This is a genomic window from Escherichia sp. 94.0001, from assembly GCF_013369155.2.
Taxonomy (GTDB): Bacteria; Pseudomonadota; Gammaproteobacteria; order Enterobacterales; family Enterobacteriaceae; genus Escherichia; species Escherichia coli_F.
Genome location: NZ_JABWMS020000020.1, coordinates 30471 through 46014, shown reverse-complemented (window position 1 = coordinate 46014; position 15544 = coordinate 30471). Strand labels below are relative to the sequence as shown.

13 protein-coding genes are annotated in these 15544 nt (G+C 48.9%); 7 read left to right on the top strand and 6 right to left on the bottom strand.

Annotated features, from left to right (window positions below):
* Positions 1 to 9 precede the first annotated feature (9 nt).
* A complete protein-coding gene (locus HEN33_RS12085; protein ID WP_000980157.1) occupies positions 10 to 318 on the bottom strand; it encodes a YsaB family lipoprotein in 309 nt (102 codons plus the stop codon).
* Between the two features lie 174 nt (positions 319 to 492).
* Between HEN33_RS12085 and wecH the strand changes: the two genes are divergently transcribed.
* On the top strand, positions 493 to 1488 hold the full coding sequence (gene wecH / locus HEN33_RS12080; RefSeq protein ID WP_160530392.1) for an O-acetyltransferase WecH: 996 nt from the start codon (positions 493 to 495) through the stop codon (positions 1486 to 1488).
* 41 nt (positions 1489 to 1529) lie between these two features.
* Here wecH and yiaA read toward each other — a convergent pair whose 3' ends face one another.
* From yiaA to xylA, 4 genes are all read right to left on the bottom strand, one after another.
* A complete protein-coding gene (gene yiaA / locus HEN33_RS12075; protein WP_001296808.1) occupies positions 1530 to 1967 on the bottom strand; it encodes an inner membrane protein YiaA in 438 nt (145 codons plus the stop codon).
* 45 nt (positions 1968 to 2012) lie between these two features.
* Positions 2013 to 2354, bottom strand: coding sequence for an inner membrane protein YiaB (gene yiaB / locus HEN33_RS12070; RefSeq protein ID WP_105278553.1), 342 nt, complete (start codon positions 2352 to 2354; stop codon positions 2013 to 2015).
* A gap of 167 nt (positions 2355 to 2521) precedes the next feature.
* Positions 2522 to 3976 carry a xylulokinase gene (gene xylB / locus HEN33_RS12065; RefSeq protein WP_176262787.1) on the bottom strand — a complete coding sequence of 485 codons (1455 nt, stop codon included), beginning with the start codon at positions 3974 to 3976 and terminating at the stop codon, positions 2522 to 2524.
* 71 nt (positions 3977 to 4047) lie between these two features.
* Positions 4048 to 5370, bottom strand: a complete 1323-nt coding sequence (xylA, locus tag HEN33_RS12060) for a xylose isomerase (protein WP_001149573.1) — start codon at positions 5368 to 5370, stop codon at positions 4048 to 4050.
* A gap of 365 nt (positions 5371 to 5735) precedes the next feature.
* Here xylA and xylF point away from each other — a divergent pair, with 365 nt between their 5' ends.
* From xylF to xylR, 4 genes are all read left to right on the top strand, one after another.
* The gene (gene xylF / locus HEN33_RS12055) at positions 5736 to 6728 is read left to right on the top strand and encodes a D-xylose ABC transporter substrate-binding protein (protein ID WP_001296518.1); all 993 of its coding nucleotides are present in this window, start codon (positions 5736 to 5738) and stop codon (positions 6726 to 6728) included.
* Positions 6729 to 6805: 77 nt separating this feature from the next.
* Positions 6806 to 8347 carry a D-xylose ABC transporter ATP-binding protein gene (xylG, locus tag HEN33_RS12050; protein WP_001146488.1) on the top strand — a complete coding sequence of 514 codons (1542 nt, stop codon included), beginning with the start codon at positions 6806 to 6808 and terminating at the stop codon, positions 8345 to 8347.
* Positions 8325 to 9506: a xylose ABC transporter permease XylH gene (gene xylH / locus HEN33_RS12045; RefSeq protein ID WP_000045978.1), complete on the top strand. Its 1182-nt coding sequence runs from the start codon at positions 8325 to 8327 to the stop codon at positions 9504 to 9506. The genes xylG and xylH overlap by 23 nt, the downstream gene beginning before the upstream one ends.
* 77 nt (positions 9507 to 9583) lie before the next feature.
* Positions 9584 to 10762 carry a D-xylose utilization transcriptional activator XylR gene (gene xylR / locus HEN33_RS12040; protein ID WP_000494484.1) on the top strand — a complete coding sequence of 393 codons (1179 nt, stop codon included), beginning with the start codon at positions 9584 to 9586 and terminating at the stop codon, positions 10760 to 10762.
* A gap of 108 nt (positions 10763 to 10870) precedes the next feature.
* On the opposite strand, the gene HEN33_RS12035 is transcribed toward xylR, so the two are convergent.
* Complete coding sequence (locus tag HEN33_RS12035; protein WP_105277714.1) at positions 10871 to 11695, bottom strand: protein bax; 825 nt, start codon at positions 11693 to 11695, stop codon at positions 10871 to 10873.
* A 319-nt stretch (positions 11696 to 12014) separates the two neighbouring features.
* Between HEN33_RS12035 and malS the strand changes: the two genes are divergently transcribed.
* Both malS and avtA read left to right on the top strand, forming a co-directional pair.
* On the top strand, positions 12015 to 14045 hold the full coding sequence (gene malS, locus HEN33_RS12030; RefSeq protein WP_176262786.1) for an alpha-amylase: 2031 nt from the start codon (positions 12015 to 12017) through the stop codon (positions 14043 to 14045).
* A 177-nt stretch (positions 14046 to 14222) separates the two neighbouring features.
* The gene (gene avtA, locus HEN33_RS12025) at positions 14223 to 15476 is read left to right on the top strand and encodes a valine--pyruvate transaminase (RefSeq protein WP_000144351.1); all 1254 of its coding nucleotides are present in this window, start codon (positions 14223 to 14225) and stop codon (positions 15474 to 15476) included.
* The last annotated feature ends 68 nt before the right edge of the window (positions 15477 to 15544 follow it).

The following is a 15544-nucleotide window of genomic DNA, read 5'->3' as shown; positions in this document are numbered from 1 at the left end:
AAGCAGGGCTTAACGCATGGAAAGATGCAAAAAATGGCCATCCGCGTCAAAAGAACAGACAAACTGCTCTTTCCGGAAGGTATAACCACGCATTTCGTAGCTTCCCTGGAACTGTTCGAAGGCGGTGACGTCGATTTTTTGCTCGCCGGTGTTATAACGTTTTGCCGCCTGATCCTTGCATAACGCTTCCATATTCAACGAACGCAGAGGATCAACCTTTACCCGTTGTGCTTTCTGCACGGGTGGCGGTGTAGAACAACCCACTAGCGCCATAAGCACCATAAGCGCCATTGCCGGAAAGAAAGAGTTCATCATCATTAAATTACCGTCTGGTTTGCAGGTGAGTCTTATTATTTATATCGGTATAGTGGCTGATATCTTACGAATTTCCTTAAGCCTCTATAAGCTGTAGTGATAAAACTCAGATTATTCCAGTGCGCCAACCGAATGATTTATCGGTCAGACTTTTTTTAACCAGATACAGAGACACAGATGCAGCCCAAAATTTACTGGATTGATAACCTGCGAGGGATAGCATGTTTAATGGTGGTGATGATTCACACCACTACCTGGTATGTGACCAATGCTCATAGTGTTAGCCTCGTCACCTGGGATATCGCCAATGTTCTGAATTCTGCCTCTCGTGTCAGCGTGCCGCTATTTTTCATGATTTCCGGCTATCTCTTTTTTGGCGAACGCAGCGCCCAGCCGCGCCATTTCTTACGTATCGGCTTATGTCTGCTTTTTTATAGCGCAATCGCACTGCTCTACATTGCGCTGTTTACCTCCATCAATGTGGAGTTAGCGCTGAAAAACCTGCTGCAAAAGCCAGTGTTTTACCACTTATGGTTTTTCTTCGCGATTGCGGTGATTTATCTGGTTTCACCGCTGATTCAGGTGAAGAACGTCGGCGGAAAAATGTTGCTGGTACTAATGGTGGTGATTGGTATTATCGCTAACCCAAACACAGTGCCGCAGAAAATTGACGGTTTTGAATGGCTGCCAATTAACTTATATATCAATGGCGATACTTTTTACTACATCCTGTATGGCATGTTGGGCCGCGCTATAGGGATGATGGACACACAGCATAAAGCACTGTCGTGGGTGTGCGCCGCACTGTTTGCGACGGGGGTTTTTATTATCTCTCGCGGGACATTATATGAATTGCAGTGGCGCGGAAATTTTGCCGATACCTGGTATCTTTACTGTGGGCCGATGGTTTTTATCTGCGCAATCGCACTATTGACTCTGGTTAAAAACACGCTGGATACACACACTGTTCCCGGGCTTGGGCTGATATCACGCCATTCTTTAGGTATATACGGGTTCCATGCATTGATTATCCATGCGCTGCGCACCCGGGGGATTGAGCTTAAAAACTGGCCAATACTGGATATTATTTGGATCTTTTGCGCGACGTTGGCAGCGAGTTTGTTACTTTCTGTGCTGGTACAACGAATCGACAGAAACAGACTAGTGAGTTAAATAAAAGCCCGGTCACATTGGACTGACCGGGCTTACGTGAATTATTCGCTGTATTCTTCCTGGGTAACCTGTGTTTCTTTTGGTGGGTTTATTCCGGCATCACGAATATTCTTCTGCACCGCTACTGCACCAAACAAGCTTAAGAAGAAAGCCAGTCCATAAAAACCTTTCTCGCTGAGTAATAACGTCGCATTCCACAGACCTACCATCAGTAACGCAACAGAGATAATAAAGACAGTCAGGCAGGTCATATAATAAATGGAGGTGGTCGGTATGCCTTCATACTTGTCCCGAACGGTCTTTTGATAAGATGCCGCAGAAAACAGTCCTAGCACCAGCACGGCAAAATAATATCCTTTTTCATTTAACTGCATCTCTGCATTCCATAGCCCTAACAGATAGGTAACGATACCACCAACAAGAGCTATCCATGACACAATACTAAATGCCGGAGAATAGGTTGATATTTTGTTGTCCATCACAGTATTCCTTTCATTCCTGAATGTGTAAGAGCTTTATGTTGCTCATGCCGGGCGAAACAAACGCATTTGACCAAACAAGCAGACAAAAAAGGCGATAGGGTAGATCACCATTTCATAAGCATTGATAGGTGCGTTTAAAACACCGATAAACAAGAGACCGATAGTGATTAACGCAACTAACTGGCAGATGTGAATAAAAAAATCATCCAGTTGCCCGAGTTTTTCTGCGCGAAGATATGCATAGTTGCTAAAAGTTGCCGTCATTAACACGCCAAGAAAATAGCCTTTTCCACTTAACAATGGGCATGAGATCCATAGCCCAAGCAGATAAACCAGCGCCCCGACAACAAATAATAGTTTTGCCACAGTCTTTGAGGTTTTCATAACGATCTCCATATCTACCAGCGATACATTACGAGTAACCAACGAAAGACAAAACTGAAAAATGCCATTAACAAATGATTTCAGAATAAATTCATACTAAATATTAATTAATTACTGATATATATAGATGTGAATTATCCCCCACCCGGTCAGGCAGGGGATAACGTTTACGCCATTAATGGCAGAAGTTGCTGATAGAGGCGACGGAACGTTTCACGTCGTGGCTGATAAGTGGCATAACGATGCGCATCTGGTAAATGCGACTGCTCTAGCGGCAGTTGTGGCAACAATTCAATGAACGATTTCTCTGGATTCGTCGCAATCTGCGCCAGCCTTGCTGCACCCAGTGCTGGCCCCACATCTCCCCCTGTGCGGTAATCGAGCTGCTGACCGCTGATATCCGCCAGCATCTGACGCCAGTACTCACTACGCGCCCCGCCACCAATCAACGTAACACTTTGCGGTTTAATGCCGCAGGCATGCACGACATCCATGCCATCTGCCAGCGCATAACCCACGCCTTCCAGCACTGCTCGCGCCAGTTCATTGGGGCCATGTTGATGAGTCAAACCAAAGAAAACCCCCTTCGCCTGGGGATTATTGTGTGGTGTACGCTCGCCGGAAAGATAAGGCAGAAACCAAACTGGCTCGGCACTTTCATAAGCCTGTTGAGCAGCCGCGATTAAAGCTGGGACATTGTTCAGGCCCGTTAATTTCGCGGCCCAATCCAGACACGACGCTGCACTCAGCATCACAGACATTAAATGCCAACGCTGCGGGAGCGCATGGCAAAAGCTGTGTACGGCGCTTTCTGGCTTGCTTAAGAACCCTTCGCTGACAGCAAAATAGACCCCCGACGTCCCCAGCGATAACATTGCCTGATTAGCATCAACCATTCCTACACCAACCGCACCAGCTGCATTATCACCACCGCCTGCGACAACTGGCACTGCCGCCATACCCCACGCTTTCGCAACTTCAGGTAGCAAAGCACCAGTAATTTCGCTGCCTTCGTATAATGCGGGCATCTGGTCACGAGATAAGTGGCAAGCCTGCAGCATGACGTCACTCCAGTCACGCTTTGCGACATCCAGCCACATGGTGCCAGCTGCGTCAGACATATCGCTGGCAAACTCCCCCGTCATACGCAGACGCAAGTAATCTTTCGGTAATAATACTTTGTCGATTTGACGGAATATCTCCGGCTCATGCCGCTGAACCCATAGCAATTTAGGCGCAGTAAATCCGGGCATCATCAGGTTACCGGTAATCACCCGTGATTGCGGAACTCGCGCTTCCAGCAAAGTGCACTCTTGCGCACAGCGCCCGTCGTTCCACAAAATGGCAGGGCGTAATACCCGTTGCTGGGCATCCAGTAAGGTTGCACCGTGCATCTGGCCGGCAATACCCAATGCTTTAACGTCCTGCAGAGAATGCTGATCGCCCAGAGCTTTCATTGCGCGATCAGTTGCCTGCCACCACTGTTCCGGGTCTTGTTCCGACCAGAGTGGATGCGGGCGCGAAACGGTCAGCTTTTCCGTTTGCGAAGCAACCACCTCACCCTGCTCGTTGAGCAAAATAACTTTTACGCCCGAGGTGCCAAGATCTATCCCGATATACATATCGATCGTTCCTTAAAAAAATGCCCGGTATCGCTACCGATAACCGGGCCAACGGACTGCACAGTTAGCCGTTATTTGTCGAACAGATAATGGTTTACCAGATTTTCCAGTTGCTCCTGGCGACCACTCTGATGCACCGGAGACAAATTATGTTCCTGAGCATATTTGGCTAAATCTGCCAGTGACATTTGGCCTTTCAGGATTTGCTGGCCTAATTCGCTATTCCAGCCGGAATAACGCTGCGCGATGCGTTTATCCAGCTCGCCATCTTCAATCATGCGTGCTGCAATTTTCAGCGCCAACGCCATCGTATCCATCGCGCCGATATGACCGTAAAACAGATCATATTTATCAGTACTTTGACGACGGACTTTGGCATCGAAGTTCAGACCGCCGGTGGTGAAACCGCCTGCTTTGAGAATTTCATACATCACCAGCGCATTCTCTTCCACACTGTTCGGGAACTGGTCGGTGTCCCAGCCCAGTTGTGCATCGCCACGGTTGGCGTCGACAGAACCGAACAGGCCAAGCGCAATGGCGGTGGCAATTTCATGATGGAAAGAGTGACCTGCCAGCGTCGCGTGGTTAGCTTCAATGTTCAGTTTAATCTCTTTTTCCAGACCAAACTGTTTCAGGAAGCCATAGACTGTCGCAGCATCGTAATCATATTGATGTTTGGTCGGTTCTTGCGGTTTCGGTTCGATAAGCAACGTGCCCTGGAAACCGATTTTATGTTTATGCTCAACCACCATCTGCATAAAGCGGCCCAGTTGTTCACGCTCCTGACGCAAGTCGGTATTTAACAGCGTTTCGTAACCTTCACGACCGCCCCACAGGACATAGTTTTCACCGCCCAATTTATGGGTTGCTTCCATCGCTGTAACAACTTGAGTTGCCGCCCAACTAAAGACTTCAGGATCTGGGTTCGTCGCTGCGCCCGCGCCGTAGCGAGGGTTTGTAAAGCAGTTCGCGGTTCCCCACAGCAGCTTCACGCCGCTCTCTTCTTGCTTGCCTGCCAGGACATCAACCATTTGCGCAAAATTATTGATGTACTCTTTTAACGAAGCACCCTCAGGGGAAACATCCACATCGTGGAAGCAATAAAATGGCACATGTAACTTGTGGAAAAACTCAAATGCGACATCTGCTTTACGCTTCGCCAACGCCAGTGCCTCACCAGGCTGCTGCCACGGACGATTAAACGCCCCCACACCAAACATGTCCGCCCCGTTCCAGCAGAAGGTGTGCCAGTAGCAGGCGGCAAAACGCAAGTGCTCTTCCATACGCTTGCCCAACACCAGTTCGTCGGGATTATAGTGATGGAATGCTAACGGGTTAGAGGATTTTGAGCCTTCATAACGAACGCGATCGAGCTGGTCAAAATAGGCTTGCATATTGAACTCCATAATCAGGTAATGCCGCGGGTGATGGATGATGTCGTAATATTGGGCACTCCCTTTCAGTTGCTCAATTATGTTATTTCACACTGCTATTGAGATAATTCACAAGTGTGCGCTCGCTCGCAAAATAAAATGGAATGATGAAACTGGGTAATTCCTCGAAGAGAAAAATGCAATAAGTACAATTGCGCAACAAAAGTAAGATCTCTGTCATAAATCAAGAAATAAACCAAAAATCGTAATCGAAAGATAAAAATCTGTAATTGTTTTCCCCTGTTTAGTTGCTAAAAATTGGTTACGTTTATCGCGGTGATTGTTACTTATTAAAGCTGTCCTCTAACTACAGAAGGCCCTACACCATGAAAATAAAGAACATTCTACTCACCCTTTGCACCTCACTTCTGCTTACCAACGTTGCGGCGCACGCCAAAGAAGTCAAAATAGGTATGGCGATTGATGATCTCCGTCTTGAACGCTGGCAAAAAGATCGAGATATTTTTGTGAAAAAAGCAGAGTCTCTCGGCGCGAAAGTATTTGTACAGTCTGCAAATGGCAATGAAGAAACACAAATGTCGCAGATTGAAAACATGATTAACCGGGGTGTCGATGTTCTTGTCATTATTCCGTATAACGGTCAGGTATTAAGTAACGTTGTAAAAGAAGCCAAACAAGAAGGTATTAAAGTATTAGCTTACGACCGTATGATTAACGATGCGGATATCGATTTTTATATTTCTTTCGATAACGAAAAAGTCGGTGAACTGCAGGCAAAAGCCCTGGTCGATATTGTTCCGCAAGGTAATTACTTCCTGATGGGCGGTTCGCCGGTAGATAACAACGCTAAGCTGTTCCGCGCCGGACAAATGAAAGTGTTAAAACCTTACGTTGATTCCGGAAAAATTAAAGTCGTTGGTGACCAATGGGTTGATGGCTGGTTACCGGAAAACGCACTGAAAATTATGGAAAACGCGCTGACCGCCAATAATAACAAAATTGATGCTGTAGTTGCCTCAAACGATGCCACCGCAGGTGGGGCAATTCAGGCATTAAGTGCGCAAGGTTTATCAGGGAAAGTAGCAATATCCGGCCAGGATGCGGATCTCGCAGGTATTAAACGTATTGCTGCCGGTACGCAAACTATGACGGTGTATAAACCTATTACATTGTTGGCAAATACTGCCGCAGAAATTGCCGTTGAGTTGGGCAATGGTCAGGAACCAAAAGCAGATACCACACTGAATAATGGTCTGAAAGATGTTCCCTCCCGCCTGCTGACACCGATCGATGTGAATAAAAACAACATCAAAGATACGGTAGTTAAAGACGGATTCCACAAAGAGAGCGAGCTGTAAGCGTTACGCCCCGGCACAGAGCGGGGGCGTGATTTCTCTCCATGCCGTGTAAATTAATTGGCTTAGGTGGAGTCGTTATGCCTTATCTACTTGAAATGAAGAACATTACCAAAACCTTCGGCAGTGTGAAGGCAATTGATAACGTTAGCTTGCGGTTGAATGCCGGCGAAATCGTCTCACTCTGCGGGGAAAATGGGTCTGGTAAATCAACGCTGATGAAAGTGCTGTGTGGTATTTATCCCCATGGCTCCTACGAAGGCGACATTATTTTTGCGGGAGAAGAGATTCAGGCGAGTCACATCCGCGATACCGAACGCAAAGGTATCGCTATCATTCACCAGGAATTGGCCCTGGTGAAAGAATTGACCGTACTGGAAAATATTTTCCTGGGTAACGAAATAACCCACAATGGTATTATGGACTATGATCTGATGACGCTACGCTGTCAGAAGCTGCTCGCACAGGTCAGTTTACTTATTTCACCAGATACCCGCGTTGGCGATTTAGGGCTAGGGCAACAACAACTGGTTGAAATTGCTAAGGCACTTAATAAACAGGTGCGCTTGTTAATTCTCGATGAACCGACAGCCTCATTAACTGAGCAGGAAACGTCGGTTTTACTGGATATTATTCGCGATCTACAACAGCACGGTATCGCCTGTATTTATATTTCGCACAAACTCAACGAAGTCAAAGCGATTTCCGATACGATTTGCGTTATTCGCGACGGTCAGCACATTGGTACGCGTGATGCTGCCGGAATGAGTGAAGACGATATTATCACCATGATGGTCGGGCGAGAGTTAACCGCGCTTTACCCTAATGAACCACATACCACCGGAGATGAAATATTACGTATTGAACATCTGACGGCATGGCATCCGGTTAATCGTCATATTAAACGAGTTAATGATGTCTCGTTTTCCCTGAAACGTGGCGAAATACTGGGTATTGCCGGACTCGTTGGTGCCGGACGTACCGAGACCATTCAGTGCCTGTTTGGCGTGTGGCCCGGACAATGGGAAGGAAAAATTTATATTGATGGCAAACAGGTAGATATTCGTAACTGTCAGCAAGCCATCGCCCAGGGGATTGCGATGGTACCCGAAGACAGAAAGCGCGACGGCATCGTTCCGGTAATGGCGGTTGGTAAAAATATTACCCTCGCCGCACTCAATAAATTTACCGGCGGTATTAGCCAGCTTGATGACGCGGCAGAGCAAAAATGTATTCTGGAATCAATCCAGCAACTCAAAGTTAAAACGTCGTCCCCCGACCTTGCTATTGGACGTTTGAGCGGCGGCAATCAGCAAAAAGCGATCCTCGCTCGCTGTCTGTTACTCAACCCGCGCATTCTCATTCTTGATGAACCTACCAGGGGTATCGATATTGGCGCGAAATACGAGATCTACAAATTAATTAACCAACTCGTCCAGCAGGGTATTGCCGTTATTGTCATCTCTTCCGAATTACCTGAAGTGCTCGGCCTTAGCGATCGTGTACTGGTGATGCATGAAGGGAAACTAAAAGCCAACCTGATAAATCATAACCTGACTCAGGAGCAGGTGATGGAAGCCGCATTGAGGAGCGAACATCATGTCGAAAAGCAATCCGTCTGAAGTGAAATTGGCCGTACCGACATCCGGTGGCTTTTCCGGGCTGAAGTCACTGAATTTGCAGGTCTTCGTGATGATTGCAGCTATCATCGCAATCATGCTGTTCTTTACCTGGACCACCGATGGTGCCTACTTAAGCGCCCGTAACGTCTCCAACCTGTTACGCCAGACCGCGATTACCGGCATCCTCGCGGTAGGAATGGTGTTCGTCATAATTTCTGCTGAAATCGACCTTTCCGTCGGCTCAATGATGGGGCTGTTAGGTGGCGTCGCGGCGATTTGTGACGTCTGGCTAGGCTGGCCTTTGCCACTTACCATCATTGTGACGTTGGTTCTGGGACTGCTTCTCGGTGCCTGGAACGGATGGTGGGTCGCGTACCGCAAAGTCCCTTCATTTATTGTCACCCTCGCGGGCATGTTGGCATTTCGCGGCATACTCATTGGCATCACCAACGGCACGACTGTATCCCCCACCAGCGCCGCGATGTCACAAATCGGGCAAAGCTATCTACCCGCCAGCACCGGCTTCATCATTGGCGCGCTTGGCTTAATGGCTTTTGTTGGCTGGCAATGGCGCGGAAGAATGCGCCGTCAGGCTTTGGGTTTGCAGTCTCCGGCCTCTACCGCAGTTGTCGGTCGCCAGGCATTAACGGCGATTATCGTCTTAGGCGCAATCTGGCTGTTGAACGATTACCGTGGCGTTCCCACTCCTGTTCTGCTGCTGACGTTGCTGTTACTCGGCGGAATGTTTATGGCAACGCGGACGGCATTTGGAAGACGCATTTATGCCATCGGCGGCAATCTGGAAGCAGCACGGCTCTCCGGGATTAACGTTGAACGCACCAAACTTGCCGTGTTCGCTATTAACGGATTAATGGTAGCCATCGCCGGATTAATCCTCAGTTCTCGACTTGGCGCTGGTTCACCTTCTGCGGGAAATATCGCCGAGCTGGACGCAATTGCAGCATGTGTGATTGGCGGCACCAGTCTGGCAGGCGGCGTCGGGAGCGTGGCTGGAGCGGTAATGGGAGCATTCATCATGGCTTCACTGGATAACGGCATGAGTATGATGGATGTACCGACCTTCTGGCAGTATATCGTTAAAGGTGCGATTCTGTTGCTGGCAGTATGGATGGACTCCGCAACCAAACGCCGTTCTTGATTTTGATAAAAATTTTCTCAAAGCCGGTAACGTATTACCGGTTTTGAGTTTTTGCATGATTCAGCAGGAAAAGAACCATGTTTACTAAACGTCACCGCATCACATTACTGTTCAATGCCAATAAAGCCTATGACCGGCAGGTAGTAGAAGGCGTAGGGGAATATTTACAGGCGTCACAATCGGAATGGGATATTTTCATTGAAGAAGATTTCCGCGCCCGCATTGATAAAATCAAGGACTGGTTAGGAGATGGCGTCATTGCCGACTTCGACGACAAACAAATCGAGCAAGCGCTAGCTGATGTCGACGTCCCCATTGTTGGGGTTGGTGGCTCGTATCACCTTGCCGAAAGTTACCCACCCGTTCATTACATTGCCACCGATAACTATGCGCTGGTTGAAAGCGCATTTTTGCATTTAAAAGAGAAAGGCGTTAACCGCTTTGCTTTTTATGGTCTTCCGGAATCCAGCGGCAAACGTTGGGCCACTGAACGCGAATATGCATTTCGTCAGCTTGTCGCCGAAGAAAAGTATCGCGGAGTGGTTTATCAGGGGTTAGAAACCGCGCCAGAGAACTGGCAACACGCGCAAAATCGGCTGGCAGACTGGCTACAAACGCTGCCACCGCAAACCGGGATTATTGCCGTTACTGACGCCCGGGCGCGGCATATTCTGCAAGTATGTGAACATCTACATATTCCCGTGCCGGAAAAATTATGTGTGATTGGCATCGATAACGAAGAACTGACCCGCTATCTGTCGCGTGTCGCCCTTTCTTCGGTCGCTCAGGGCGCGCGGCAAATGGGATATCAGGCGGCAAAACTGTTGCATCGATTATTAGATAAAGAAGAAATGCCGCTACAGCGGATTTTGGTCCCACCAGTTCGCGTCATTGAACGGCGCTCAACAGATTACCGTTCGCTGACCGATCCCGCCGTTATTCAGGCCATGCATTACATTCGTAATCACGCCTGTAAAGGGATTAAAGTGGATCAGGTACTCGATGCCGTCGGGATCTCGCGCTCCAATCTTGAGAAGCGTTTTAAAGAGGAGGTGGGTGAAACCATCCATGCCATGATTCATGCCGAGAAGCTGGAGAAAGCGCGCAGTCTGCTGATTTCAACCACCTTATCGATCAATGAGATATCGCAAATGTGCGGTTATCCATCGCTGCAATATTTCTACTCTGTTTTTAAAAAAGCATATGACACGACGCCAAAAGAGTATCGCGATGTAAATAGCGAGGTCATGTTGTAGCGATGATGAGAATTGTCGGCGTCGCATCAGGCAACGCTGCGTGGTTGTCGCATGCGGCGTGAACGCCTTATCCGACCAACAAGTCGGATAAGGCTTCAGGGAATACAATTACATATGCGCCGCGATTAACCGTTGGTTATCCTGGTACATTGCGAACAGGTAGTTGTTATAACTCTTCCCTTTGGTCGAGTAGCCCTTCAGCTTGTGAATCATCGCTGTGGCAGTCACTTCCTGATCCGCTTTACGCAGTTGTGCACGCGATTTACGGAACGAAGAGTAAGCCGGGTGAGTATTCAGGTTAGTGACATAGGCGCTCACCGATTCTTTGACAGAACTGAACTGTGAGTACCCCTTCACTTTACCCGGCGCATTGGTACAACGTCCTTTCATGCACTTCATGCCGAATAGGTTGTTGTTGCTACGCGCCAGCTTCGACGTTCCCCAACCGCTTTCTGCTGCAGCCATCGTCGCCACCATACTGGTAGGAATAATGTCTACGCGTTCCAGCAAGGTATTCCACGGGATTTTTCGCGTATTACCAGACCACTTCACCTTGTAGCGTTTGGCGATGTCTTTCAGACGCGCACGCTCAGCAGGTGACCATTGGCCCTGATACTGTTTTGAAATGAGCCAGTTACGTTCCGCAGTAATGGCCGCATTTTGGCTGGTAATGTAAGGCATTACGGTCCGGAGAAACGCTTTTTTCCTTGGTGTTCCGGAAGGGTATTTTCGCAAATCAGGAAGTGAACTACTCTTTGCACTATTGCGAGAATACTCTTGTTTACTGCTTACCTGTTTATTACTAGCTTTAATTAAGTGGGACTTTTGACTCGCTGTTGTTGTGTGCGTCTTCGCTAACACCTCACTCGAAAACACCAGAGTGAGTAACATAAGAATCATCGCCCCATATCGTCGTATGGGAGTCAAAATCATCAGGTCTCCTGGTCGGATTTAATCATTCCAACACCTTATATTTTTCACAAATTTGAGAGTTGAATCTCAAATCATATCAAAAATAGCTGTCAAGAGCACCCCAAGGAATAGTCCAAATCTGAAACTATGTCACGAGTTAACGATTCAGATTGGCGCTAAATCGCAGAAAATGTGGGGTTTATCGCAAAATTCAGCCGTTTTTTGCGCGCGATCGCTCACCCTTGCTTCTCATCCTGTGGACTTACCGCTCAGGGATGAGTTTTGTCTGGCTTATCGCTGGCAAACTGTCTGAAATCGCAGCAATAAGGACTCATCCGCCATGAAACTCGCCGCCTGTTTTCTGACACTCCTTCCTGGCTTCGCCGTTGCCGCCAGCTGGACTTCTCCGGGGTTCCCTGCCTTTAGCGAACAGGGAACGGGAACATTTGTCAGCCACGCGCAGTTGCCCAAAGGTACGCGTCCACTAACGCTAAATTTTGACCAACAGTGCTGGCAGCCTGCGGATGCGATAAAACTCAATCAGATGCTTTCCCTGCAACCTTGTAGCAACACGCCACCTCAATGGCGATTGTTCAGGGACGGCGAATATACGCTGCAACTAGACACCCGCTCCGGTACACCAACATTGATGATTTCCATCCAGAACGCCGTCGAACCGGTAGCAAACCTGGTCCGTGAATGCCCGAAATGGGATGGATTACCGCTCACACTGGATGTCAGCGCCACTTTTCCGGAGGGAGCCGCAGTCCGGGATTATTACAGCCAGCAAATTGCGATAGTGAAGAACGGTCAAATAACGTTACAACCCGCTGCCACCAGCAACGGTTTACTCCTGCTGGAACGGGCAGAAACTGACACATCCGCCCCTTTCGACTGGCATAACGCCACGGTTTACTTTGTGCTGACAGATCGTTTCGAAAACGGCGATCCCAGTAATGACCAGAGTTACGGACGTCATAAAGACGGTATGGCAGAAATTGGCACTTTTCACGGCGGCGATTTACGCGGCCTGACCAACAAACTGGATTACCTCCAGCAGCTGGGCGTCAATGCTTTATGGATAAGTGCCCCATTTGAGCAAATTCACGGCTGGGTCGGCGGCGGTACAAAAGGCGATTTCCCACATTATGCCTACCACGGTTACTACACACAGGACTGGACGAATCTTGATGCCAATATGGGCAACGAAGCCGATCTCCGGACGCTGGTTGATAGCGCGCATCAGCGCGGTATTCGTATTCTCTTTGATGTCGTGATGAACCACACCGGCTATGCCACACTGGCGGATATGCAGGAGTATCAGTTTGGCGCGTTATATCTTTCTGGTGACGAAGTGAAAAAAACGTTGGGTGAACGCTGGAGCGACTGGAAGCCTGCCGCCGGGCAAACCTGGCATAGCTTTAACGATTACATTAATTTCAGCGACAAAACAGGCTGGGATAAATGGTGGGGAAAAAACTGGATCAGAACCGATATCGGCGATTACGACAATCCTGGATTCGACGATCTCACTATGTCGCTGGCCTTTTTGCCGGATATCAAAACCGAATCAACTACCGCTTCTGGCCTGCCAGTGTTCTATAACAACAAAACGGATACCCACGCTAAAGCCATTGACGGCTTTACCCCTCGCGATTACTTAACCCACTGGTTAAGCCAGTGGGTCCGTGACTACGGAATTGATGGTTTTCGGGTCGATACCGCCAAGCATGTTGAGTTGCCCGCCTGGCAGCAACTGAAAACCGAAGCCAGCGCCGCACTTCGCGAATGGAAAAAAGCGAATCCCGAGAAAGCATTAGATGACAAACCTTTCTGGATGACCGGTGAAGCCTGGGGCCACGGCGTGATGCAAAGTGACTACTATCGCCACGGTTTCGATGCGATGATCAATTTCGATTATCAGGAGCAGGCGGCTAAAGCAGTCGATTGTCTGGCGCAGATGGATACGACCTGGCAGCAAATGGCGGAGAAATTGCAGGATTTCAACGTGTTGAGCTATCTTTCGTCGCATGATACTCGTTTGTTTCGTGAAGGGGGCGACAAAGCAGCAGAGTTATTATTATTAGCGCCAGGCGCGGTACAAATCTTTTATGGTGATGAATCCTCGCGTCCGCTCGGCCCCACCGGTTCGGATCCACTGCAAGGCACGCGTTCGGATATGAACTGGCAGGATGTTAGCGGTAAATCTGCCGCCAGCGTCGCGCACTGGCAGAAAATCAGCCAGTTCCGCGCCCGCCATCCCGCAATTGGTGCGGGCAAACAAACGACACTTTCGCTGAAGCAGGGCTACGGCTTTGTTCGTGAGCATGGCGACGATAAAGTGCTGGTCATCTGGGCTGGGCAACAGTGACTTTTCCGGCTTCCCGTTCGTCAGTACCTCGGGAAGCCGCCAACCAGGATAAAATGTCAGACCTAATCAGCGTTGCAGGATAAAGCACCGCTCCCTCTTCAACAGAGCGATTTGCACCCCAGCAAATGTAGCGTTATTGTTACCTTCCTTGCTACAGAGTTCGACAGATATCCCGCTATGACATTCTCCCTTTTTGGTGACAAATTTACCCGCCACTCCGGCATTACGCTGCTGATGGAAGATCTGAACGACGGTTTACGCACGCCTGGCGCGATTATGCTCGGCGGCGGTAATCCAGCGCAGATCCCGGAAATGCAGGACTACTTCCAGACGCTACTGACCGACATGCTGGAAAGTGGCAAAGCGACTGATGCACTGTGCAATTACGACGGTCCACAGGGGAAAACGGAGCTACTCACACTGCTTGCCGGAATGCTACGCGAGAAGTTGGGTTGGGATATCGAACCACAGAATATTGCACTAACAAACGGCAGCCAGAGCGCGTTTTTCTACTTATTTAATCTGTTCGCCGGACGCCGTGCCGATGGTCGGATCAAAAAAGTGCTGTTTCCGCTGGCACCGGAATACATTGGCTACGCTGACGCCGGACTGGAAGAAGATCTGTTTGTCTCTGCGCGTCCGAATATTGAACTGCTGCCGGAAGGCCAGTTTAAATACCACGTTGATTTTGAGCATCTGCATATTGGCGAAGAAACCGGGATGATTTGCGTCTCCCGGCCGACGAATCCAACAGGCAATGTGATTACTGACGAAGAGTTGCTGAAGCTTGACGCGCTGGCGAATCAACACGGCATTCCGCTGGTGATTGATAACGCTTATGGCGTCCCGTTCCCGGGTATCATCTTCAGCGAAGCGCGCCCGCTGTGGAATCCGAATATCGTACTGTGCATGAGTCTTTCCAAGCTGGGTCTACCAGGCTCCCGCTGCGGCATTATCATCGCCAATGAAAAAATCATCACCGCCATCACCAATATGAACGGCATTATCAGCCTGGCACCTGGCGGTATTGGTCCAGCGATGATGTGTGAAATGATTAAGCGTAACGATCTGCTGCGCCTGTCTGAAACAGTCATCAAACCGTTTTACTACCAGCGTGTTCAGGAAACTATCGCTATCATTCGCCGCTATTTACCGGAAGATCGCTGCCTGATTCATAAACCGGAAGGAGCCATTTTCCTCTGGCTATGGTTTAAGGATTTGCCAATTACGACCGAGCAGCTCTACCAGCGCCTGAAAGCACGGGGCGTGCTGATGGTGCCGGGGCACAACTTCTTCCCAGGGCTGGATAAACCGTGGCCACATACACATCAATGTATGCGCATGAACTACGTGCCGGAGCCGGATAAAATTGAAGCGGGGGTGAAGATTCTGGCAGAAGAGATAGAAAGAGCCTGGGCTGAAAGTCACTAAAAATTGCCTGATGCGCTACGCTTATCAGGCCTACATGATTTCTGCAATATATTGAATTTGGTAGAATT

Coding starts and splice junctions, on each gene's coding strand:
- HEN33_RS12085 (WP_000980157.1), bottom strand. CDS start 318: ATGATGATGAACTCTTTCTTTCCGGCAATGGCGCTTATGGTGCTTATG.
- wecH (WP_160530392.1), top strand. CDS start 493: ATGCAGCCCAAAATTTACTGGATTGATAACCTGCGAGGGATAGCATGT.
- yiaA (WP_001296808.1), bottom strand. CDS start 1,967: ATGGACAACAAAATATCAACCTATTCTCCGGCATTTAGTATTGTGTCA.
- yiaB (WP_105278553.1), bottom strand. CDS start 2,354: ATGAAAACCTCAAAGACTGTGGCAAAACTATTATTTGTTGTCGGGGCG.
- xylB (WP_176262787.1), bottom strand. CDS start 3,976: ATGTATATCGGGATAGATCTTGGCACCTCGGGCGTAAAAGTTATTTTG.
- xylA (WP_001149573.1), bottom strand. CDS start 5,370: ATGCAAGCCTATTTTGACCAGCTCGATCGCGTTCGTTATGAAGGCTCA.
- xylF (WP_001296518.1), top strand. CDS start 5,736: ATGAAAATAAAGAACATTCTACTCACCCTTTGCACCTCACTTCTGCTT.
- xylG (WP_001146488.1), top strand. CDS start 6,806: ATGCCTTATCTACTTGAAATGAAGAACATTACCAAAACCTTCGGCAGT.
- xylH (WP_000045978.1), top strand. CDS start 8,325: ATGTCGAAAAGCAATCCGTCTGAAGTGAAATTGGCCGTACCGACATCC.
- xylR (WP_000494484.1), top strand. CDS start 9,584: ATGTTTACTAAACGTCACCGCATCACATTACTGTTCAATGCCAATAAA.
- HEN33_RS12035 (WP_105277714.1), bottom strand. CDS start 11,695: ATGATTTTGACTCCCATACGACGATATGGGGCGATGATTCTTATGTTA.
- malS (WP_176262786.1), top strand. CDS start 12,015: ATGAAACTCGCCGCCTGTTTTCTGACACTCCTTCCTGGCTTCGCCGTT.
- avtA (WP_000144351.1), top strand. CDS start 14,223: ATGACATTCTCCCTTTTTGGTGACAAATTTACCCGCCACTCCGGCATT.